The 20,675-nt window shown below is 67.1% G+C and carries 19 protein-coding genes; 12 read left to right on the top strand and 7 right to left on the bottom strand.

Features of this window, described 5'->3' with window-relative positions; all coding sequences use genetic code 11:
* Positions 1 to 200: 200 nt before the first annotated feature.
* From K0O64_RS02525 to nhaA, 4 genes are read left to right on the top strand one after another with little or no spacing between them, the layout of a single operon-like run.
* Entirely contained in the window at positions 201 to 1,100 is a 900-nt protein-coding gene (locus tag K0O64_RS02525; protein ID WP_096312661.1) for a hypothetical protein, read from the top strand.
* Positions 1,093 to 1,737, top strand: coding sequence for a TrmH family RNA methyltransferase (locus tag K0O64_RS02530; RefSeq protein WP_071947903.1), 645 nt, complete (start codon positions 1,093 to 1,095; stop codon positions 1,735 to 1,737). The genes K0O64_RS02525 and K0O64_RS02530 overlap by 8 nt, the downstream gene beginning before the upstream one ends.
* A gap of 15 nt (positions 1,738 to 1,752) precedes the next feature.
* On the top strand, positions 1,753 to 2,847 hold the full coding sequence (locus K0O64_RS02535) for a glycoside hydrolase family 76 protein (RefSeq protein ID WP_096309728.1): 1,095 nt from the start codon (positions 1,753 to 1,755) through the stop codon (positions 2,845 to 2,847).
* Positions 2,844 to 4,661 (top strand): Na+/H+ antiporter NhaA, encoded by a 1,818-nt coding sequence (gene nhaA, locus K0O64_RS02540; RefSeq protein WP_096309729.1) that lies wholly within the window; start codon positions 2,844 to 2,846, stop codon positions 4,659 to 4,661. Before K0O64_RS02535 ends, nhaA begins: the two co-directional genes overlap by 4 nt.
* On the opposite strand, the gene K0O64_RS02545 is transcribed toward nhaA, so the two are convergent.
* Genes K0O64_RS02545 through K0O64_RS02555 form a run of 3 tightly spaced genes read right to left on the bottom strand, consistent with a single transcriptional unit; the run spans position 4,658 to position 8,861 of the window.
* Positions 4,658 to 5,338, bottom strand: coding sequence for a class I SAM-dependent methyltransferase (locus K0O64_RS02545; protein WP_096309730.1), 681 nt, complete (start codon positions 5,336 to 5,338; stop codon positions 4,658 to 4,660). The genes nhaA and K0O64_RS02545 overlap by 4 nt on opposite strands.
* A gap of 43 nt (positions 5,339 to 5,381) precedes the next feature.
* Complete coding sequence (locus K0O64_RS02550; RefSeq protein WP_096309731.1) at positions 5,382 to 7,490, bottom strand: Rv1355c family protein; 2,109 nt, start codon at positions 7,488 to 7,490, stop codon at positions 5,382 to 5,384.
* 3 nt (positions 7,491 to 7,493) lie between these two features.
* Positions 7,494 to 8,861 (bottom strand): cytochrome P450, encoded by a 1,368-nt coding sequence (locus K0O64_RS02555; RefSeq protein ID WP_220046015.1) that lies wholly within the window; start codon positions 8,859 to 8,861, stop codon positions 7,494 to 7,496.
* Positions 8,862 to 8,958: 97 nt separating this feature from the next.
* Between K0O64_RS02555 and K0O64_RS02560 the strand changes: the two genes are divergently transcribed.
* Complete coding sequence (locus tag K0O64_RS02560) at positions 8,959 to 9,822, top strand: class I SAM-dependent methyltransferase (RefSeq protein WP_225933603.1); 864 nt, start codon at positions 8,959 to 8,961, stop codon at positions 9,820 to 9,822.
* A 3-nt stretch (positions 9,823 to 9,825) separates the two neighbouring features.
* Here K0O64_RS02560 and K0O64_RS02565 read toward each other — a convergent pair whose 3' ends face one another.
* On the bottom strand, positions 9,826 to 10,725 hold the full coding sequence (locus K0O64_RS02565) for an SDR family NAD(P)-dependent oxidoreductase (RefSeq protein ID WP_096309732.1): 900 nt from the start codon (positions 10,723 to 10,725) through the stop codon (positions 9,826 to 9,828).
* Positions 10,726 to 10,786: 61 nt separating this feature from the next.
* Between K0O64_RS02565 and K0O64_RS02570 the strand changes: the two genes are divergently transcribed.
* The 6 genes from K0O64_RS02570 (at position 10,787) to K0O64_RS02595 (ending at position 16,597) form a co-directional block, all read left to right on the top strand.
* Complete coding sequence (locus K0O64_RS02570) at positions 10,787 to 11,230, top strand: nuclear transport factor 2 family protein (protein ID WP_096309733.1); 444 nt, start codon at positions 10,787 to 10,789, stop codon at positions 11,228 to 11,230.
* A gap of 4 nt (positions 11,231 to 11,234) precedes the next feature.
* Entirely contained in the window at positions 11,235 to 12,410 is a 1,176-nt protein-coding gene (locus tag K0O64_RS02575; protein WP_096309734.1) for a sulfotransferase family protein, read from the top strand.
* A complete protein-coding gene (locus K0O64_RS02580) occupies positions 12,407 to 13,669 on the top strand; it encodes a DUF1214 domain-containing protein (RefSeq protein ID WP_096309735.1) in 1,263 nt (420 codons plus the stop codon). Before K0O64_RS02575 ends, K0O64_RS02580 begins: the two co-directional genes overlap by 4 nt.
* Before the next feature lies 1 nt (position 13,670).
* A complete protein-coding gene (locus K0O64_RS02585; protein ID WP_071947894.1) occupies positions 13,671 to 14,501 on the top strand; it encodes an oxidoreductase in 831 nt (276 codons plus the stop codon).
* A 91-nt stretch (positions 14,502 to 14,592) separates the two neighbouring features.
* Positions 14,593 to 15,762 carry an XdhC family protein gene (locus K0O64_RS02590; protein WP_096309736.1) on the top strand — a complete coding sequence of 390 codons (1,170 nt, stop codon included), beginning with the start codon at positions 14,593 to 14,595 and terminating at the stop codon, positions 15,760 to 15,762.
* A gap of 109 nt (positions 15,763 to 15,871) precedes the next feature.
* The gene (locus K0O64_RS02595; protein WP_096309737.1) at positions 15,872 to 16,597 is read left to right on the top strand and encodes an SRPBCC family protein; all 726 of its coding nucleotides are present in this window, start codon (positions 15,872 to 15,874) and stop codon (positions 16,595 to 16,597) included.
* A gap of 365 nt (positions 16,598 to 16,962) precedes the next feature.
* Here the strand turns inward: K0O64_RS02595 and K0O64_RS02600 are convergent, their stop codons facing one another.
* On the bottom strand, positions 16,963 to 17,286 hold the full coding sequence (locus K0O64_RS02600; protein ID WP_125477372.1) for a hypothetical protein: 324 nt from the start codon (positions 17,284 to 17,286) through the stop codon (positions 16,963 to 16,965).
* Here K0O64_RS02600 and K0O64_RS02605 point away from each other — a divergent pair.
* The gene (locus K0O64_RS02605; RefSeq protein WP_096309739.1) at positions 17,273 to 19,513 is read left to right on the top strand and encodes an Ig-like domain-containing protein; all 2,241 of its coding nucleotides are present in this window, start codon (positions 17,273 to 17,275) and stop codon (positions 19,511 to 19,513) included. The two genes, K0O64_RS02600 and K0O64_RS02605, sit on opposite strands and share 14 nt — an antisense overlap.
* Here K0O64_RS02605 and K0O64_RS02610 read toward each other — a convergent pair whose 3' ends face one another.
* Complete coding sequence (locus K0O64_RS02610) at positions 19,514 to 19,756, bottom strand: hypothetical protein (RefSeq protein ID WP_071947889.1); 243 nt, start codon at positions 19,754 to 19,756, stop codon at positions 19,514 to 19,516. It abuts the gene before it with no gap.
* A gap of 139 nt (positions 19,757 to 19,895) precedes the next feature.
* Positions 19,896 to 20,552 carry a VTT domain-containing protein gene (locus K0O64_RS02615; protein ID WP_071950135.1) on the bottom strand — a complete coding sequence of 219 codons (657 nt, stop codon included), beginning with the start codon at positions 20,550 to 20,552 and terminating at the stop codon, positions 19,896 to 19,898.
* Positions 20,553 to 20,675 lie beyond the last annotated feature (123 nt).

Raw genomic sequence — 20,675 nt, forward strand, 5'->3', positions numbered from 1 at the left:
AGAATTCCTGGTCAAGGGCGGCGCCGCTGCCGAGCGAACTGGAGACCCTAGACTCTTCATCGCCAGGGACGAATTTGGTATTACCGGCGCCGTGGGGGGCGGATGGTATGTGCCGAGTGTGATCGAGGGGGCAGAAAGGGCGTTGCGTGACGCTTGTCGCAGCTGCGTGGAAGCCCAGTGAGGGGCTGGCGCCGCGTCGGATAATCACCGCCCTGACCGTCGCAATTCTCGTTACCGTCGCCTTCGTCGGCGTAAGCGGCTGTTCAGGGGGCTCCAGCAAATCGAGTTATAGCGCCCCGCAGGCAAAGATCGGTGAGTCGCTGGCTCTTCTCGGCTGGAATGTCAGAGTTGCTGAATTTCGCTGGAACGGTGAATTTGTGCTCGTCGACATCGACGCCGCGCCCAGCGACGTCAATGCGCCGCACGCGAAGCCCGAGGACATCCGATTCGGGCTGTACGGCACACTCGCGCATCCGGTGGAGGCCACCGGGCTGGGCAGCTGCGATCTGGTCCAGGGTGTCACCAGCACGCCGCTGACCGCGTCACCGCAACGGCTGGCGGGCACGGTGTGCCTCGGCCCGGTCAAGGAACGCAGCGCGGTGCGCGGAATCTACGGCTATTCACCGCACGACCGGATCCCCGGAACGGCGGCGGCCTACCCCGCGGCATTCCCGGTCGGGATGCTGCCGACGAACAAAAACGACACCGGGCTCACGGTCAGCACCACCAGCGTCGACGCCTGGCGTGCCGACGGCACACCGGTGAACCAGCAGGCGCTGGGCGACCCGACGGTGTTCACCGGCAAGGGGTACATGCTGCTGGGGTTGCAGGCGGACGCGTCTGCGGCGCAGTACCGCGACGACTCGGCGCGTCGCGGCGGTCCGATGATGCTGCTGGCAGCGCCCAGCCTGCCCGGACCCGGTCTGAACCCGGCGTGCGCGGCCTACGGCGCGTCGGTGCTGCTGCTGCCCGACGCGTCGCTTGACGCGGTGCACGTCAACGCCTCGCTGTGCACGCAAGGCGAGATCAACGACGCCCTGTTGAACGCGACGGTGTCGGTGATCGGCACCCATGCCGCGCTGTGGGTGACCCGTGACTGACCCCGGTCCCACCGAGTGGAGCACCGGCGCCCCCGGCGTCGGGCCATGGACGGGAGAGCTGCCCGACGATCCCCGCTACGACCGGGATCTGTTGCGCGAGGGCGACACTCGCAACGTCGTCGACGCCTACCGCTACTGGACGCGCGAGGCGATCATCGCCGACATCGATCGGCGCAGGCACCCGCTGCACATCGCGATCGAGAACTTCGGCAACGACGCCAACATCGGCGCGGTGGTCCGCACCGCCAACGCGTTCGCCGTGAACACCGTCCACATCGTCGGTCGACGACGGTGGAATCGCCGCGGAGCCATGGTCACCGACCGTTACCAACGGCTGACCCACCACGAAAGCACCGAAGACCTTCTGGTCTTCGCCGCCGATGCCGGGCTGGCGGTGGTCGCCGTCGACAACGTCCCGGGCGCGGTGCCGCTGGAAACCACCACGCTGCCGCGGGATTGCGTGCTGGTGTTCGGCCAGGAGGGCCCGGGCATTTCCGAGGCCGCCAGGGCTGGGGCGGCGGCCACCGTGTCGATCGCTCAGTTCGGTTCGACGCGCAGCATCAATGCCGCCGTCGCCGCGGGCATTGCGATGCACGCGTGGATCAGGCAATGGGCCGATCTTTCGCAAGCCTGGTAGGGCAGGATTGAGCGCATGGACCAGCTGTGGGCGAACCGCGCTGCCAGTGCCGAAGCGGCGATCGCGAAACGACATCTGCGTCGGCTGTGGGGGCTGCCCGCAACGCAGCTCGGCGTGGTCAGCTGGCCCTCGACCCGCCGGGACCGGTGGTTCGGCACATGGCATTACTGGTGGCAGGCCCACCTGCTCGACTGCTTGGTCGATGCACAGGTGCGCGACCCACAGCCCACCCGGCTGAGCGAGATCAAGCGGCAGATTCGCGGGCACCGGCTGCGCAACAACGGCCGCTGGACCAACAGCTATTACGACGACATGGCCTGGCTGGCGTTGGCGCTCGAACGCGCGCAACGGCTGGCCGGCGCCGACCGGTCCCGCGCCCTGAGGACATTGTGCGATCAGTTCGTGACGGCCTGGGTGCCCGAGGATGGCGGCGGAATCCCTTGGCGTAAACAGGATCAGTTCTTCAACGCCCCCGCCAACGGTCCGGCCGGGATCTTCCTGGCGCGCTATGACGATCGGCTCCGCCGTGCCCAGCAGATGGCCGACTGGATCGACGAGACCTTGATCGACCCGGAAACCCACCTGGTGTTCGACGGGATCAAGGCCGGATCGCTGGTGCGCGCCCAGTACACCTACTGTCAGGGCGTCGTGCTGGGCCTGGAGGTCGAGCTCTCCGCGCGCACCACCGACGACCGGCACCCGGAACGGGTGCGGCGGCTGGTGGCGGCGATCGGTGAGCACATGGCGCCCGACGGTGTGCTGAACGGAACCGGCGGGGGCGACGGCGGGCTGTTCGCGGGGATCACCGCCCGGTATCTGGCGCTCGCCGCGACCGACCTGCCCGGTGAGGCGGCCCAGGACACCCGCGACGCCGCCCGCGCGATCGTGCTGGCCTCGGCTCACGCCGCGTGGGACAACCGCCAGAGCGTCGACGGCCTGCCCTTGTTCGGCCCGTCGTGGGGCAGCACCGCCGACATCCCCACCGCCGGTGGCGGGCAGGCTCAGTTCGTCGAGGGGGCGGTGAACTCGTCGCAGACACCCGAGCGTGATCTGTCTGTGCAGCTGTCGGGTTGGATGTTGATGGAGGCGGCACATACGGTGACAGCGTGAGAGGCAGCCGGCTGGGTCGCGACCCGACAGCGAAGCGCTTTGGCGAGAACGCCGCCGCGGCACTCCTGCTGACGTTCACCCTGGTGGCCATCCTGTGGGCGAATTCGCCCTGGGCGCACACCTATTCCGAGTTCTGGGAAACACGCGTCGGGCTGAGCTTCGGAAACATGCACGGCGAGTTGACCGTCAAGGAGCTCGTCAACGACGCGCTGATGGCGTTCTTCTTCTTCATCGTGGGCCTGGAGGTCAAGGCGCAGTTCACCATCGGTGAACTCACCGAGCGCTCCCGCGCTGTGGTGCCGGTAGTCGCTGCGGTCGCCGGACTCATTCTGCCCGCGGTGATCTTCCTGCTGTTCAACCCATCCGGCGACGACGCCTCCGCGTGGGGTGTGGTGATCTCCACCGACACCGCGTTCCTGGTCGGCGCGCTGGCCATCATTGCGCCCAAGTACCCGGCGCGGCTGCGGACGTTCCTGCTCACCTTGGCCGTCGTCGACGACGTCGGCGCACTGGCCGCCATCGCGCTCTTCTACTCCGAGCAGATCCGCATCGTTCCGCTCGTGGTCGCGGTGCTGCTCGTCGCTGCGTTGATCGGTGTGCGCTTCCTGCCGGCCGCACTCCGCGGGGTGGCGTATTCGATTCTGGCCGTGGCCCTCTGGCTGGCCTTGTTCGCCGGGGGAGTGCACCCCACCCTCGCCGGTGTGGTGGTGGCTTTGGTGATCCCGGTGTTCACCCCCGAACGTCAGCGGGTGGAGGCCGCCGTCGACGTGATCCGGGCGTTCCGCCAGTCACCGAATTCGGAGTACGCCCGCGCCGCCACCCGCAGCCTGCGTGACTCGATCTCGATCAACGAGCGACTGGTGACCGGCTTCGGGCCGTATGTGTCCTTCGGCGTGCTGCCGTTGTTCGCATTGGCCAATGCCGGTGTGCGGCTGGACACCGACACCGTGCTGGCTGCCGCCCGCTCACCGCTGACGTGGGGTGTGGTGACCGGTCTGGTGCTCGGCAAGCTGATCGGCATCACCGGAGCCACCTGGATCGTGCAGCGCACCGGCCTGGGCCGGCTCTCCCCGGGACTGACGTTGCGCCGCATCGCCGGTGGCGCGGCACTGTCCGGTATCGGCTTCACGATCTCACTGTTCATCGTCGACCTCGCGATCACCGACCCCCGCTCGGCCGACCTGGCCCGCGTCGGCGTCCTGGCGGCATCGGTGATCGCATTCACGTTGGGCTGGGCCGTCTTCCGGCTCACCGACAAGCTCAGCCCACCGGTCCCGGTCGGACTCAAGCTGGTCCGCGATGTCGACCCGGAGCGCGACCACATCCGCGGGCGCGCCGATGCGCCGCTGACGTTGGTGGAGTACGGCGACTTCGAGTGCCCGTTCTGCAGTCGTGCCACCGGCTCGATCGACGAAGTGCGCGAGTACTTCGGTGACGAATTGCGGTATGTGTGGCGGCATCTGCCGCTGGAGCGGGTACACCCGCGGGCCGTGGACGCCGCCCGGGCCAGTGAAGCCGCCGCCCTGCAGGGCAAGTTCTTCGACCTGGCGGTGCGGATGTTCGAGTTCCAGGATTACCTGGAATGGCAGCACATCTACCGCTACGCCGACCAAGTCGGTTGTGACATCGCCCAATTCGACGAGGATCTGCATTCGTCGCGGGTGCTCCACCGGGTTGACGACGACGCGCAGGACGCCGAGCTGATGGACCTCAACGCCACACCGACGTTCTTCGTCAACGGTGTGCGGCACAAGGGTCCGTGGGATGCCGCCAGCCTGATCCGTGCTCTGGAGGCTGGCCGACCCCGGAGTTAGGGTGCGCGCCGCCCGGCGATCATCATGATCGGGGAACCGGAAATCCGGCTCACGTTCACGTCGACCAGGTCGGGCCGGTCGGCAAGCCGGCGACCGTCGTCGAGGTCGATCGCGCGGCCGGCGATCCACGTGCGGAAGATCGCGAGGTTTACCCGGTCGAGGAAACGCGGCGCCTTGTAGAAGGTGATGAACCGCTCCGCGTCTTCGAAGGTGGCGCTGCGATCCGCCTCGGTCACCAGAAGGGGGCCGCCGCGTTTGAGCACCCGGATGCATTCACCCATGCCGCGGCTCTGATCGGTCCAATGCTTGATCGAGCCGTAGCTCAGCACACCGTGGAAGGTCTCGTCGGGGAAGTCCAGGTTGGTGGCATCGCCGATCTGGAAGGTGACGCGATCGGTGTAGGCCGCCATCCGCTTGCGGACACGATCGATCTGCGGCTGGGCGAGGTCGATGGCGACGATCCGCAGATCGGGGCGCTTGTCGGCGAGGTACTTGGTGAACATTCCGCCGCCGCAACCGACGTCCAGCACATAGCCGTTCTGCGGGAGGTGCGGCAGGAAGTGCTCGTCGACCGCGTGCCGTGACTCGTAGACGGCGGGGGCGACAACCGTCTCGTACATCCAGGCATGGGCTCCGGTGTAGGTGTTGGTGATCTTGTCGAACGGTGCCATAACCATGGACTGCTCCTGTGGTTCGCGTCGAGTGCGCTGATACTACCAATCAGCTGTGTTCGAGCGGGCGCCGTCGGCTCCGCGTCGATGCCGGTCCGGCATGGGCCAACCGCAGGATCAACACCAGCGACTCGCCGGATCCGACGCCGGCCAGTTCACCGAACTGCGACTTCAACTCGATGAGCGCAGGGGCGAAACCCGGTGACAGTTCGGCGAGTTCATGGCGATGCACGGCATGCAGGAAGACCGGCGAGACGGGGTGCACCGCCAACCCGCTCTGCTGGGCGACGATCCACACCGCCTCGGCCGCCGAACCGCCGCGGGCGTAGTCGATGAGCTGATCGCCGGTCGTGGTGATCACGGCCACCGCCGACGTTGCATGCACGCGGTCGGCGACATCGTCGCCGAGGGCCTCCCCGGCATCCCAGTCGGCCAGCAATCCCATCACGTCTGGGCGCCGGAGGATCTCCATCACCGCGAAATCACCGGGGGCGAGTTCCAGTCCGCGGACGTCGATGCCGCTGTCCGCGGGTTCGTCACCGGGCCAACGCATCTCGGAGATCATCTCCCGGTGCAGTCGCGGCGTGAGGAAGCGCAAGCGGTCGGTGGCCGCGAGAATCGTTGCTGCCCTGTCGATATCGCTGCGCTCGGTGAGCAGGTGCAGGCCGGCTCCTTCCTGCGCCGCCCAGCCGTGCAGTGCATCGACAGTCTCGGCAGGCAGCGGCTGGGGCGTGCCTTGACGGCGATTGGTTTCCCGCCGCAGCATCGGCTCGTACAGCGCGGCCAGGTCCGGGTCGTCGCCGGCGTCCAACCGCAGCGTCGCCTCGAGCGGTGTCGGCCCGTCCGTCGTCCACTCGACGGGGCCGAGCACCCCGGCGTGCGCGGCGGCCACGCGGGCGTTGAAGGTGGCGGCGCCGACGGCGACGGCGCTGCCGCGGAACGCGACGTCCATCATCGACTTGTATTGCGGCGCAATACCGATCCGTACGGAGTGTGCGTCGGTCGTGATGCGCCAGGGTTGCGCGTTGCCGCCCGAGGGCGCCCGGACCGCGGCGCGGGCGATCACGACCGCCGGGTCACCCGGCTCCTCGACCTCCGGGGCCGGGCCGTCGTCGTCCGGCTGCGCCGGTCCGGCCAGGTCGGGTTCGGCGATCTCATCGAGTGCTTGGCCGATGTCGATGCGGACCTGGCCGGAGGCCAGGGGCTCACCGAGGCCGATGCGGCGAGCGCCCTCCGCGACGATGGTTGCGCCCAACGTGACCTCACCAGCCAGCTGCGGCCAGGTGGACAGGGTGTGGCCCACCTCGACCAGGGACGCGGTCAGCCGTCCGGATGACCGGCTGGCGTCGAGATGGCGGAGCATGTACGGGATCCGGTCCTGTTGGGACAACGCGGCCAGCTGCGCGGAGTCCACGCCGCCGAGGACACCGTGCATGACGGGACGGTCCGGTTCGAGATCGAAGCGCTCGACATCGATCAGGCCGCGATCACTGGTGGCCATGAGTACCGGGAGCCTGCGGTCTCTGGCCGCCTCGCGGATGCGCACCTTCATGTCCAGTGAATCGCATTCCTCGACCACGATGTCGATATCGTCGAGGAATTCGTCCAGGGAATCCGCGCGCACTCCCGCGGTCATCACCTCGACCCGCAGGTACGGGTCGAGCTCCGCAATCCGCCGGGCCGTGACGACCGCCTTGTTGAGCCCGATGTCCAGGATGGTGGCCGGCACCCGGTTGAGGTTGGAGAGCTCGAGATGATCGAAGTCGGCGAGTCGCAATGTGCCGCAGAGTCCTTCAGCGGCAAGTGTGTGGGCGATGACATGGCCGACGCTGAGTCCGGCGATCGCGATCCGTACCGTGCCCAGCCGCTGTTGCTCGGCGGTGGTGATCAGGTTGCGGTTACGGTCGGTGCGCACGGCGCGAAACCCGTTCGGCCCCAGAATGGCGACGACGGTTCGTCGCCAGGGGTAGTGCGCCCACCGGGTCGGTTCGTCGAGCAGGTCGGCGCCCGGCGCAGGCGCGAGCTTGCGGAGGTCGGCGAGCAGTGCCGCGCGGTGGTCGATGAATTCGATACCCGGGTCGGCCCGGAGTGCGTCGAGTTCGGCATCCCCGTCGCGCAGGATGATGGCGGAGTAGCTCGCTGTTTCGTCAACGGCCATGTGTCAGCGCTTTCGGATTCGGGCGCGGATCGGTGCGCCGGCGATCATCGTGAAATGCAGGGCAAGCGGGAAATCCGGTTCGAGCGAGGCGATTTCGGCCTGGCGGATGATGCTTGCCAGGGCGAGCGTGACTTCCAGCATCGCGAAGTGGTCGCCGATGCACGATCGGGGACCGCCGCCGAACGGGATGTACTGCCACCGTTCGAGCTTCTTGGCCGCGTCGGGGCCGAACCGGTCGGGATTGAAGCGCAGCGGATCGTCCCACAGGGCCGGATCGCGCTGGACTGCCATTCTGCCCAGCACCACCATGGTGCCCGCCTCCACGCGATAGCCGCCCACTTCCAGGTCGCGGCACGCCATCCGGGTGCCGGTGGGTGCCGGCGGGCACAGCCGCAGCGACTCGCGGACCACCTGCGCGGTATAGCCCAAACTGGGGAGGTCGTCGGGATTCAGCGGTCGGTCGGGCAGAGCGGCCACCTCGGCGACGACACGGTCCTGGCACGTGGGATCATGGCCGAGCGCCCACAAAGCGTAGGCAAGGGTGGTTGCCGTGGTGTCGTGACCGGCGAACAGGAAAATGATGATCTCGTCGCAGATCTCGCTGTCGGACAGTCGTTTTCCGGTCTCGGGATCTTCCGCGGCGATGAGGGCGTGGACCAGCGGCGCCACCCGGTGCGGATCCCGCCGGCATTCACTGACGATGTCACCGGCAAGACGATGCAGTTTGGCGCTGGCCTCCCGCGCCCGGCGGCGCGCCGGGGTGGGCAGCCAGCGCGGGGCGCGCACCGGACGCGTGGCCCGTGAGATCGCGTACGACAGCGCAACGCGCAACGGTTCGGCGACGTCGTCCGCGCGTGCTTCGAGATCCATCCCGAGAACTGACAGACCCAGGGCGCGCAGGGTGAGGGCGCGCGACTCGGCGTCGAGATCCACCTCACCGCCGTCTGGCCAAGCGGCGCAGACGGAGTCGGCCGCCTGGGCCATGTGACCGCCGAATTCCCGGACCCGCTGCTTGGTGAAGACGGGTTGGATCGTGCGTCGGCGTGGTCGCCACGGCTCGTAGGGCAGGTCGGCCAGGTTGGCGCCGATGATGCGGCGCATCTCGTCGAACACCGGGCTGGTCTTGTCGACCGAGCCGTCTTTGATGCTGAGGACATCGCGTAGCGCGCCCGGTGAGGTGACGAGGACCATGGGTGGCATCAGCCAGCGCGGGCCAACGGTGAACCGGGTGACGGGTCCACCGGCGTCGCGCAGTCTTTCGGTGCCGGTGCTGAATTCCTTCACAGCTTTGAGCCGCTGGCGCAAGGGCATCGGATTCACCGGCGCCAACGGCAACGAGTCGAGGCCGCCGCTGGAAGGGGCCTGAGTCACGCGGTCCTCCCACTATTTCAATGAGGAACGAAAGTGTACCGATTGTGTCCGGGTTTAATGATGGGGGCGTAAGTGGCGCGGGAAGAAGGGTTCGTCAATGGGGATTCGACCGCTGTGGCGGATACCGGGCATCGTCGTGCGGGAGCGGCTGCATTCGCCGGGGCGCGAACGCATTCCCGAACCGATGGTGATGGACGACGCCGAATCGGTGGCCTACTTTCACGCCGGCGGCGGGGCGAACCCGGGCATGCGAGCTGTGTATGACCTGTGTGCCCGCGCGATCGACACGATGCTGCCGCCGGGTGGGCGGCTGCTCGACCTCGGGATCGGCTCCGGGCGCGCACTGAGCGCGGTGCTGCGCCGCCGCCCGGACATCACTGCCGTTGGCGTCGACCTCGCGCCCAACATGCTGGCGACGGCCCGCGATCTGTTCGCCGCCGAGGGACTCGACGACCGGGTGGAACTGGTGCAGGCGGACATCACGGCGCTGCCCGACTCACTCGCGGGTGCACCGTGGGACGCGATCTCGTGCATGTGGACCTTGCATCAACTGCCGGACGCCGACGTCCTCAGCGCCGCGCTGCGGCAGATCGCCGCAGTCCGGCGGGATAGCGGGGCCTCGTTGTGGATATCGGATTTCGCCCGGCTGCGTGACCCGTCGGCATGCCCGGCCATGTTGCAGTGTGTGGACCCGGACTCGCCGATGGGGTTGCGGCAGGATGCGATCGCCAGTGAGGCGGCGGCCTTCACTCGCGAGGAACTGTCGGCGGCGCTGGCCGTGGCGGGACTCGGCGGGTTGAGCTCGGGCCATGCCACACCGCTGCCGTACCTGCAGGCGTATTGGATGTTCGGCGCGAAGGGCAAACCCGCTCCGGCCGGCAAGCGTCCCCCGCAGCTGCACGGTCAGGCGCGGCGTGAGGCCGCTCTGCTGCGCTGGGGCTTCACCGCCACGCCGTTCTGATCGCTAGACGGGAATCGTTGTGCCGGTTTCGTTCTCGGCGAACTGCACCACCCGGGCGGCGGCGTCGTAGTCACACGCCTTGGGGGAGCGGCCGATCAACGCAGGCTCACCCCGCAACGCCAGCCGGGCGCTGACCCCGACGTAGCTGCCCGGCGGCACCGGCTCGCTGATGCAGTACAGCGTCGGCGCCGCACCCTGGTCGATGTCGTTGCCGAACCGGTCGGCCACCCCCTTGGCCACCTTGTGCGCCAACGACATCAACCCGGAGTCGCTGGTGTGCGTCAGGTTGGAGGCCACCCAGCCGGGGTGGACCAGTTGGGTGACGACGTCGGATTTCGCGGCGCGCAGGCGCCGGTCGAGTTCGAGGCCCCACAGCATCATCGCCAGCTTGGAATGGGTGTAGGCGCCCATCGAGGTCCACTTGCCCTGACGCAGGTGCATGTCGTCGAGTCGAAGCGTCGCTTGACGATGGCCGTCGGAGGAGACGTTGATGATCTGCGAACGCACCCGGGCGAACAGCAGATTCGTCAGGGCGAACGGGCCGAGCACATTGGTGCCCATCGTCATCTCGAAGCCGTCGACGGTCTCCCGGCGCTTGTCGGTCAGTGCGCCGGCGTTGTTGATCAGGATGTCGACATCGCCGTCGAGTCGGTCGCCGAAAGCGCGCACGGACGCGAGGTTGGCGAGATCCAGCTCGATCACCTCGGTGGAGCCGTTGATCTCGGCTGCGCGCTGGGCTCCCAGCGCGGTGTTGCGCACGGCCATGATGACGTGGGCGCCCGCATGGGCCAGGGCGCGCGTGGTGCCCAATCCGACACCGTTGGTCGCGCCCGTCACGATGATCCGTTTACCGGTCAGATTGCCGAGTCGGGTCGGCGCCCACTGCGTCACGCGGGGGAGCATAGCGGGAATTCTGGACAAACAAGACCATCTAAGCAATCGCTCTGCGATCATGCCCTTTGACATGAGTGACAGTGCGCAGGCGATCACGAACCTCCTCTACGTCTATGCCGAGCTGATCGACGCCGGCGACCTCGACGCGGTCGCCGACCTGTTCACGCACGGCCGGATCTGCGGCGTGGAGAACGGTCCGCCCGAGACCGTGTTCGAGGGCCGCGATCGGGTCCGCGAGATGTACGAGATGGCAACCCGCCTCTACGAGGACGGCACGCCGAAGACCAAGCACAACACCAGCAATGTGCAGCTCTACATCGACGAGGAGGCCGGTACGGCGCGCAGCAGGTCGTACTACTGCGTCACCCAGGCGACGCCTGAGCTTCCGCTGCAGGTGATCGTCACCGGCCACTATCACGACACCTTCCATCGGGTCGACGGCCAGTGGTGGTTCGACTCGCGCACCATGTTCGTCGATCAGGTCGGCGACGTCAGCCACCATCTGAAGTTCTGACCTGATGGCTGACACGGGCACCTTTGCGATGGCGGGCGTCCTGGCCGACGCGCAGCGCAAGGAGGGGCTGACCGACTGGGGCCCCGGGGACTTCGAGGAGCCGCTGGGCGTTCTGCTCGACGACTATCCCGGTGCCGGGCTCAACGCGATCGGGGAGCACATCCTGCGGTCGGGCATCGTGCACAGCCTCCGCATGCGGCTGCGCACGCAGGAGTGGATCCACCGTCACCCCGAGATCCTCGACGAGCGGATCGAGGCGCCCATCGTCGTCGTCGGGATGATGCGCAGCGGCACCACACTGTTGCAGCGACTGCTCGCCGCCGACACGCGACTGCACTGTGCCCGCGGCTGGGAGGTCGTCGAAGTCGCGCCCAAGCTGGATTACGACTTCACCGGGACCGACCCCCGCATCGCGATCAGCGAGATGCGGGAGAACAAGTCCCGAGAGCTGGCACCCGAATTGTTCGCCATCCATCCGATGTACGCCCGGGAGGCCGAGGAGGAGATCGTCTTCCTGGCTGACGCGTTCCTGTCGCACGTGCCGGAGTCCGGCGCCAACCTGCCCAACTACCGAACCTGGCTCAACACACAGGATTTCGCGCCGGCGTACGCCTATCTGCACCGCATGCTGCAATTCCTGCAGTGGCAGCAGCGCCGCCGCGGGGTGACCGCAGGCCGCTGGGTGCTGAAGTCACCGGCTCACCTCGGTTACCTCGACACACTTCACGACGAATTTCCCGACGTACACGTCGTGCACATGCACCGCAACCCACGCACCACCATCGCCTCCGGCGCCAGCCTCAACGCGACCTTGCACGCCATGCACGCCGACGATGTCGACCCGCACCGGGTCGGGTCGCAGTGGCTGGACCGGATGGGCTGGACCAACGACCGGGCGATGGCCGTGCGCGGCGACGACGTCGACGAATCGTTGTGGGTCACCGACATCCAGTACGAGGACGCGGTCGCCGACCCGATCGGACAGGTACGCCGGGTCTACGACGCGATCGGCCTGGAGTTGACCGACACCGCCGAGAGCGCGATGCGGCAGTGGCTGGACGACCGGCCGCGTGAGGTACCGCGCCCGCCGTACGGGTTGGACACCTACGGCCTCACCGACGAGCAGGTCGATGAACGTTTCTCGTTGTACAACAAGCGTTTCCGAAAGGACTACCCATGACTGCCGACGATCCGGTGGCCACACCGTCGCAGCACGAGCAGGAGCTGGCGGCGCTCGAGCTGACCGAACATCCGACCGTCAAGGAGGCCTATCGGACGGTCGCGGAGAACTGGCTCAGCCGCGCCAAGGCCTCCGACGCCATGCGGGAGCGGTTCGACGCCGCCTTTGCCGAGGTGATGTTCTCGGCGGCGGTGTGGTCGTCGAACCAGGACAAGCTGCGGCCGAAGGTCAGCTGCATCACCCGGCTGGCGCACCCGGTCGGTGATCGGCAGATTCCCGGATCACGTTGGGGGATCGACAATCCCGACACCGTCTATCGGGTGATTCCGATCTCCGGTGACGAGCGCTACGTGATCCGCGGCCGCGTCGGCGAGCACCGGATGACCGAGAACTACTTCACCCTCTGGGACGCCAACATGGGCACTGTGGCGGTGCTCAACGGCAAGACCATGGACGTCGAGAGTGACGGCAGCTACACCATCACCGTGGATTCCGAGCCCGCGAACGGACGGGTGAACCACGTGCAGACCACGCCCGAGGCGCACGAGTTCTACATCCGGGATGTCCTGTTGGACTGGGCCACAGACGATCCCAACCACATCACGGTCGAGCGCCTGGGCGCCGCGCCGGGCACACCGGCCCGCACCCTCGACGAACAGGCCGAGGCGACCGCGGCGATGATGGCGTACTTCGCGAACTTCACCGGCAAGCTCAGCCACGGCATCTACAAGATGCCGGCCAACCACTTCAATTTGGCCTGGTCGGCGGACAAGGTCGGCGCGATGAAGAATCAGGTGTACGTCATGGGCCGCTTCGACCTCGGCCCCGACGAGACATTCGTGGTCGACGTCAAAGACGGTGGCGCCGAATACTTCACGGTTCCGCTGAGCAACATCTGGGGCACCACTCTGAACATCGTCGATCGCCCCGGCAGCCTGAATAAGGCCCAATCGGTGCCCAACGACGACGGCAGCTACACCTACGTGATTTCGCCGGTCGATCCCGGGGTGGCGAACTGGATCGACTCCGACGGCCTGCGGGAAGGTGTGCTGACGCTGCGGATGGCGGAGTTCGGTGAGGGCGGCCCGACACCCGATCTGGGTGCGACGGGTCGGGTCGTCGCGCTCGACCGACTGGACCAGGACGTGCCAGGCCTTGTGAAGGTGACGGCCGAACAGCGGGCCGAACAGCTGGCGCAGCGCCGTCGGGCGTATCTGCGCCGGCTCCCCGAAGGCACCCCGAACGAGAGGACCAACTGAGATGGGTTGCTGGCTGGTTACCGGCTGCTCTACCGGCATCGGACGCGAGATAGCTCGGGCCGCACTGGAATCCGGAAAGAACGTGGTGGTGACGGCTCGGCGGATCGAGTCGGTGCAAGACCTGGCCGACGAGTTCGGCGATCGCGCCCTGGCCATCGCGCTGGACGTCACCGATAAGGACCTGATCGCCGATGCGGTGGCCGCGGCCGATGCCACGTTCGGCGGGGTGGACGTACTGGTCAACAACGCCGGCAACGGGTATCTTTCGGCGGTCGAGGAAGGCGAGGATGCGAAGGTCCGACTCTTGTTCGACACCAACTACTTTGGTGTTGTCGACACCATCAAGGCGGTGTTGCCGTCGATGCGGGAACGCGGTTCCGGGCACATCATCAACATCTCGTCGATGACGGGACTGGTGGCCAACCCACCCAATGCCTACTACTCGTCGACGAAGTTCGCGCTCGAAGCACTCACCGAAGCGCTGGCCCAGGAGGTCAAACCACTCGGGATCAAGGTCACGGCCATCGAGCCCGGCGCATTCCGCACTGATTGGGCCAAACGGTCGATGTGGGAATCTTCCACGCCGATCGGTGATTACGACGACAGCGTCGGCACCCGCAAGACCTTGATCAAGGATTTCGCCGACCACCTGCCCGGGGATCCACGCAAGGTCGCCGAAGCCGTGGTGATGGTCGCAGGCCTCGACGAGCCGCCGCTTCGGCTGTTACTCGGCCGCGACGTGCTCAAGGCGGTCCGGGATAAGCTCGCTGCCTTCTCGGCGTCGATCGACGAGTGGGAAGCGGTCACCAAGGACGTCAACTTTCCCAGTTAGTCTGCGCGGTAAGTGCGAGGCAAACGCACGCTCCACCATTGCTTTTCGCGATTGTGTGCCCTTGCGGTGAAATCCGCTTACTTTTGAAGGCGTGCAGGACGTCCTTTCCGAACTCGCGGCGATCTGGCGTACCGGCCAAACCGCCGGCCTCGCCACCGTCGTGCGCACCTTCCGGTCGGCGCCGCGACAGCCCGGTGCGGCGATGGTGGTGGCACCCGACGGCTCGGTCAGCGGCTCGGTGTCGGGCGGTTGCGTGGAGGGCGCTGTCTACGAGTCGGCCACCGAGGTCGTCGCGACCGGGGTGCCGCGGCTGGAGCGGTACGGGGTCAGTGACGATGACGCGTTCGCCATCGGGCTGACCTGCGGCGGCATCCTCGACATCTTCGTCGAGCCGATTTCGCAGCGCAGCTTCCCGCACTTGGACCGGGTGGTCGAGGATATCGCCGAGCATCGCCCGGTGGCGATCGCCACCGTGATCGCTCACCCCGACCACGACTGGCTGGGACGCCGACTGGTCCTCGGCCCCGAATCGGTCGACGGCACGCTGGGTTCGGCACGTGCCGACGCCGCCGTCACCGACGACGCGCGCGGTCTGCTGGCCGCCGGCCGCAGCGAGGTGCTCACCTACGGTCCGGACGGGCAGCGGCGCGGCGAGGGCATGGAGGTGTTTGTCGCCTGCCACGCGCCACGACCGCGGATGCTGGTGTTCGGCGCCATCGACTTCGCCGCGGCGGTGGCCCAGCAGGGCGCCTTCCTCGGCTACCGCGTCACCGTGTGCGATGCCCGCGGTGTGTTCGCCACTCCCGCCCGGTTTCAGACCGCCCACGAGGTGGTCGTCGAGTGGCCGCATCGCTACCTTGCCGCCCAGGCCGAGGCCGGAGCGATCGACTCGCGCACCGTGATCTGCGTGCTCACCCACGACGCCAAGTTCGACGTGCCGCTGCTCGAGGTGGCCCTGCGCCTCGACGTCGGCTACATCGGGGCGATGGGATCCCGCCGCACTCACGATGACCGGCTGGCCCGGCTGCGCGAGGCTGGGCTGACCGATGCGGAGCTGAGCAGGCTGGCCAGCCCGATCGGGCTGGACCTCGGCGCCCGCACTCCCGAGGAGACCGCGGTGTCGATCGCCGCGGAAATCATCGCCCGTCGATGGGGTGGCGGAGGGCGTCCGCTGACGGAAACCAGCGGCCGAATCCACCACGACGACGATCACGACAGTGCCTCCGCGACAGGGCAATTGAGCGATTATCTGAGTCGCTAGCGACGGCGCTCTATCACATCGGGGGTCGGTGCAGCGGCCCACCCCACCACCCTGGCAGTCTGGTCCGCAACGAGTACTGCACCGCACTCGCACCGGATGAGGAGAGCCCATGAAGATCGACAACGAGTTCACCGTCAGCGTCCCGATCGCGCAGGCCTGGGAAGTCCTGAGCGATATGAACCAGGTGGTCCCGTTGATGCCGGGTGCGCAGCTCATCGGCCAGGAGGGCGACGACTTCCTGGGCAAGGTCAAGGTCAAAGTCGGACCGGTCACCAGTGAGTTCAGCGGCAAGGCGCACTTCGTGGAGCGCGACGAAGCCCAGCACCGCGCGGTGGTCGACGGCCGCGGCAAGGAAGCCCGCGGCACCGGCAACGCGGCGGCCGTCGTCGTCCTGCAGCTGCACGAGGCAGGCGACCACACCCGGGTCACGGTCGAAACCGATCTGAAGATCGTCGGCAAGCTGGCCCAGTTCGGCAGCAGCATGCTGCAGCAGGTGTCCGAGAAGCTGCTCGGGCAGTTCGTCGACTCGCTGGAGGCCAAGCTGGCCGCGGGCAACGGTGAAGTCGGCACCGCACCGGAAACATCGGAAACACCGGAGAGTGCCGTCGAAGCCGCCCTGGCCACGCCGGCGACGCCGGGCGCCGCAGGTCTCGGCACGCCGGCTGCCACGGCCACTCCGCGGGTCGCACCCGCGCAGACGCCGGCTCAGGAGCCGGAGCCGATCGACCTGCTCGCACTGGCCGGCGGGACGTCGGCGACCAAGTACGCCGCGGCCGGCGTTGCCGCGCTGGTGCTGCTGATCCTGATCGCAGTGGTAGTTCGACGCCGCACCTAGTCGATCGTCGGGCGCCGACGATCCGGCGCCTGCAGCCTTCCCCAGAATCATGCGCTGACCAGCGCTGTTCGCTGTCTGAAACACCCAGGCGTAGATGCCGCATCGGCGTCCGTTGACTAGATACAGCTCTGCAGGTATGTTACTGCGCCATACGTCACACCGGCCTTTCGTGGTGACGTGCGCCATACCCCGGGCATCGCCGCCCTCCGAGATTGGACTCCGTCAATGGCCGACTCCCTGGACTTCTCAGCAGCAGGACAACCCGCCCAGCGGAAACGCCCAAGGGGAGGCAACCCGCCGACCAAGACGCACGGGGCACCCATCGGCGCGCGCGCCGCCCAGGTCGGCGGCCTCGCGCTCGCCGCCTACGTCATCACCGCTGTGACCACCGGGAGTGGGGTGGCGTCCGCCGATACGGGCGACGGGGACACGGGAGGTTCCGGCACCTCGTCGAGCCAGCACGAGGCAAAGGCGGCGAATACGAACAGGTTCGGCCCGCGGGGCGGTTCTCGCGCAGTGACCAACCGCCCCGCTGGATCGGGCAACGGCGCGACTCCGTCATCCGCGACGACCGCTTCCGCGAAACCACGGCCGGGCACCGGAGGATTCCGGACCCCATCGAGCCACAGGCAGCCGCAGGCGAGCGCACCATCGAGCGACTCGCCGTCCATCGCCATGGCGAACAACATCGCCGCTGCCGAGCCACGTCCGGTGGGGGTGCCGGCGCCACTGCCGCCTCAGCGGGTGGCGGTGGACTGGGCACCTCTCACCTGGATCCGGCGGACGTTCTTCAACCGACCGCCGACCGTTCACTACCGCGCCAGCCTCAACTCCCAAGACATGAGCAACGGGGTCATCACCGGCAGCATCGGCGCGCTCGATCCGGACGGCGACCGGTTGACCTACCAGGTGCTTGCCGATCCGAAATACGGCAGTGTGGTGATCGATCCACTCACCGGGAAATTCACTTTCACGCCCACCGCGCTCTTCGCGGAGTTCGGTGGGGCCGACGCCTTCACCGTCAAGGTCACCGACGGCCGGTTCCATCCGCTGTCGCTTCTGTTCTCACCGGATCGCGGCACGCCGACACCGAGACTGGCTGTTGCCGTCACGCGGCTGCCCGACGCGTCGCCGTCGTCGCCGTTGGAGCCGTTCAAGGTCGAGAAGGTGCTCACCTTCGATGTCCCGGACGGGGTGGTCGTCACCGGCGCGGACCTGGCACCCGACGGTGAGCACCTGTTGCTCGAGGTGAGCATCGCCGGCAAGACCCAGATCGCCGTGAGCAATCTGGATGGTGGTGAATACCAATGCATTTCGTGCGGATTGGTCACCAACGCCGCCAAAGCTGTTGCCCTAGAGGACAATCAGAGAATCTGGTTCGCCAGCACCTCGGGGCAGCAATCCGCCGACGACCCACTCGGGGGCGCGGGTTTGATCGGCTACTCGATTCTCCAGTGCGAGGGGTCGATCTCTGCGTGCGCGAACCCCACCGTCAAGAACGTGGAGTTCCCCTCGGATCGTGGGCCGATGGCCACGACGACCCAGAATCGGGAGGCCAAGCCCGACCCGTTCGGTGAGTACGTGACATGGACCGAGAACACGCCCGTCACCGGCCCGCGGATGAGTATCGCAAGGCTGGTTGCCACCGACACCGGATACTCGCTGGTCGATCAGCGGATCTTCAGCCCGCAGTGGGACGAGAACACCGAATACGCAGCGGATTTCGCCAATGCCACCCGGTTCTACGAGGGCGGCAGCTGGCACGCCGGCGGCCGGTATCTGAAGTATCAGACCACCACCACCGGCCTGAACTACGACATCTATCTGTTGGACACCCTCACCGGTGAGCGGCGTCAGCTCACCACCGACATCGACTACAACGAGTCCGGTGACGTCGCTCCGGACGGCCGATCGGTCTACTTCAGCTCTGCTCGCGGAGCGGACCGCATGGACGTCTTCACCGCCCTGCAGCGGCCGTCGCTACTCGACGTCGCGGCCTTCCCCCAGATGGCGCGGGTAAGCCTGTGGAACAACCGTCGTGCGATGAACGAACCCTGGGTGATGAACCTCGACGACGGCCAGCAGTTGGGCGGCTACTCGGGGCAACCGATCATCATCGATCCGGACTGGACGATCCGCGGTTGGAGCTGGTTCCCCGACTCCACCCGCGCCCTGATCAACGAGCAGCAGCGTCCGGACACCGTGACCCCCGGCGCGCCCACCACCCCGTGGCGATTCAGCATCATCAGTTTCCCCGACCGAGAGGCCACGACCCCGCTCCCGCCGGTGCACCAGGATCCCGAGGCAATCGCCAAGTGGTCGGTGCCGGTGGAGGACTACCACCCGATGATGGGTCGTCAGGTCCCGTCGCGAGTGCTGAAAGGCAAATACTCGGGAACCGCCACGTTGCAATACAGCGGAGCGTTCTCGGGGGGAACGTATTCCGTCACCTACGACAACTACTCCGACGACGGTAAGACGTTCATCAGTGGCACCGAGAAGGTCACGGTCGTCAATCCGATCGGCAATGCCACGTGGACCGCGGATCTGACCAGTACCGGTGAACGCACCGGTTATCTGAAGGGCAGCATCAAAGCCGGTAAGGCCAACGCCTTCTCGGGCACGGTGTCTTCCGAAATCAACGGAGTCACCTACACCGGCGTCCCGATCCAAACCGACTTCCCGGTCATCAACCCGCCCCAGCTGGCGATCACCTCGTTCGACAACAGGGTCCGGGTGACCGCCACCGTCGCCGAGGACGGCTATCCCCGAGCGGTGTACGGCGCAACGGTGACTGTCGGTTCCGTGACAACGACCACCGACGAGCACGGCTTTGCCCAGATCCCGTTCCGGCCCGGCGACACCATCACCGTTGATGCCGGCGGATTCCTGTCAGCCAGCCAGCAGGTGAACTAACTACTTCTTGGTCTGCGGTGTGGCGACCATGATCGGGCCGTTCATCGACCCGTCGACGGCCGACTTGTAGTCACCCATGGTGCCGTCGGAGTCGATGGCCGCACCGTCGGCACCGCTATCGCCGTCCTGTACGGCAAACGTTGTCGTGGGGCTGCCCGCGGACGCGACGCCGATCCCGCCGAAGAGTGCCGCCAGGCCGATGCCCGTTGAAGCCAGGAGTCCACTGAGGATGATTTTGACCATTTGCTGTGACCTTTCACGCGATCAGCGCAAACTAACCGCCGATCCTGTGAGGATTGCTGTGCGCTAGCTGGTAAACCGCTGGGTCAGCGGTGCGTGTGCCGGTCAGAGCGGCGCGGCCCGTGGTCGTACGGGCAAATTTTTACGACTCGGTAACGGGATCCGTCGCCGCCTTGGCGGCTTTGCGGCGCTTGTACCACTCCCAGATCATCGGGGTGATCGACGCGACCGCGATGAGGATGAAGATCGGTTCGAGCAGCTTCTGGATGATCTGGAACTGCCCGAGACCGTAGCCCAGCAGTGTCAGGCCAATGCCCCACAACAGCGCGCCGATGACGTTGAACAGCGTGAAGACCCCGTACTTCATCTTCGCCGCCCCCGCGGTGATCGGGGCCAGGGTGCGCACGATCGGGACGAAGCGGGCCAGCACGATCGCGAACGGGCCGCGCTGCTCGAAGAAGAGGTGCGCCTCGTCGAGGTAGCGCTGTTTGAGGACCCGCGCATTCGGCTTGAACATCGCGGTGCCGAGGAAGCGGCCGACGAAGTAGCCCACCTGACCGCCGAGGATCGCCGCGATCGGGATGAAGAGCAGTAGCTGCCACAGCTGGAAGTTGGCGCTCACGTCGGCACCCTGCGCGGCGGTCCCGGCGGCGAGCATGCCTGCGACGAACAACAGCGTGTCGCCGGGCAGCACCGGGAACAGCACGCCGGACTCGATGAAGACGACGACCAGAATGCCGACCAGGGCCCAGGTGCCGAACTGCTCGATCAGCTTGAGCGGGTCGAGAAAGTCGGGCATGAGCGCCAGGGTGGTGGTGGTCACGACGCCCAAGGGTACCGGTGGGGGTTGTCAGCGACCTGTGCCGGGCGACGGGCTTCTTGTCATACTGACTCCGTCGCGCAGGAGACGTTGAGAGGAAGT

The organism is Mycolicibacterium pallens, from assembly GCF_019456675.1.
Taxonomy (GTDB): domain Bacteria; phylum Actinomycetota; class Actinomycetes; order Mycobacteriales; family Mycobacteriaceae; genus Mycobacterium; species Mycobacterium crocinum.